This window comes from Bradyrhizobium campsiandrae (assembly GCF_014529705.1).
Classification (GTDB): Bacteria; Pseudomonadota; Alphaproteobacteria; order Rhizobiales; family Xanthobacteraceae; genus Bradyrhizobium; species Bradyrhizobium campsiandrae.
The window spans coordinates 1-401 of sequence record NZ_JAANIH010000251.1; the positions used below are offsets into that span (position 1 = coordinate 1).

General features: G+C 58.6%; 1 protein-coding gene. It reads right to left on the bottom strand.

Annotated features, from left to right (window positions below):
• A partial coding sequence (locus G8O24_RS47305; protein ID WP_497717874.1) for an ATP-binding cassette domain-containing protein occupies positions 1-373 on the bottom strand: 373 nt, incomplete at its 3' end.
• Positions 374-401: the final 28 nt, after the last annotated feature.

Below are 401 nucleotides of genomic sequence, written 5' to 3' on the forward strand. Positions count from 1 at the left end.
CCATATACCCAACGATGAGGTCACGGATGGTGGCATGTCGGGCGCGCAATTGGTCGACGGCGGAGAACTCGACCATATTCCCATAGTCGAGCATGGCGACGTGGGATGCGCAGCGGTCCAGCATGGCGAAATCGTGGCTGCAGATGATCTGGGTACCGCCTTGCCGGATGTGGTTGAAAAGGGCGTCCTCGATCGTCATCTGGGCCTCGATGTCGATGCCGTTGAGCGACTCGTCGATGATGATCACGGGGGAGTGGGCAAGGAGCGCAGCTGCGATTTGGGTTTTCTTGAGCATGCCGTGGGAATAGCTCTCCATAAGATCGTCATTGCGACCCGCCATTCCCAGACGTTCGAAGATGTCAGCGGTCGCCACACGCAGACGTGGTTTCCAGGGACCCGTT